At 55.8% G+C, this 547-nt stretch carries 3 protein-coding genes; 2 read left to right on the top strand and 1 reads right to left on the bottom strand.

The features are described 5' to 3' along the window. Positions 1-177 (top strand): transposase (locus tag JK635_RS28400; RefSeq protein ID WP_202654402.1); only part of this gene is annotated, 177 nt, incomplete at its 5' end. After that, entirely contained in the window at positions 126-311 is a 186-nt protein-coding gene (locus tag JK635_RS28395; RefSeq protein ID WP_202654403.1) for an IS6 family transposase, read from the top strand. The genes JK635_RS28400 and JK635_RS28395, both read left to right, overlap by 52 nt. Here the strand turns inward: JK635_RS28395 and JK635_RS28390 are convergent. Continuing rightward, positions 260-472 (bottom strand): transposase, encoded by a 213-nt coding sequence (locus JK635_RS28390; RefSeq protein ID WP_202654401.1) that lies wholly within the window; start codon positions 470-472, stop codon positions 260-262. The genes JK635_RS28395 and JK635_RS28390 overlap by 52 nt on opposite strands. Between the last annotated feature and the right edge of the window lie 75 nt (positions 473-547).

Genomic DNA, 547 nt, shown 5'->3' with positions numbered 1-547 from the left:
GGCTTGACGCGCTGGGTAGTCGAGCGCACGTTCGCTTGGCTTCACCAGTTTCGCCGGCTGCGTGTGCGCTATGAACGCCGGGCCGATATGCATGAAGGATTTCTCCGGTTGGGCTGCGCCATGATTTGCTGGCGAACGCTGAGCAATGCATTACGCGATCCATTCCCATTTTGTTAGACGCTCTAAATGCCAAAGGAATGCGATTTCCGGTCGACGTGATTCTTGTTTGTATTCGCTGGTATGCAGCCTATCCCTTGAACTATCGGCAGCGTAAAGAAATAATGCAAGAACGGGACGTGGTGGTCGCGTAGCTGTCGTAGCATCTGTTAGCCAGGCTACGCTCGCGCAGTTGTTGCCAGACCTGTTCACCAGGATTCAATTCGGCTGAGCCTTCTGGCAGCGCCAATAGCGTGATATTGGCCAGTTGCGGCAGCTTCTGCGTGGTATGCCATCCCGTCTGATCAAGTATCATCAGAGCATGCCGCGCCTGCATAGGAAGCCGTTGCGCAGGGGTACAGCCGTCGCCAACGGTCGGCTGCGCTTACAG

The sequence above is a fragment of the Neobacillus paridis genome (assembly GCF_016765675.1).
In the GTDB taxonomy this organism is placed as follows: Bacteria; Bacillota; Bacilli; order Bacillales; family Cytobacillaceae; genus Neobacillus; species Neobacillus paridis.
Note: the sequence above shows the minus strand (reverse complement) of the source record. Positions and strands in the feature narration are given on the sequence as shown.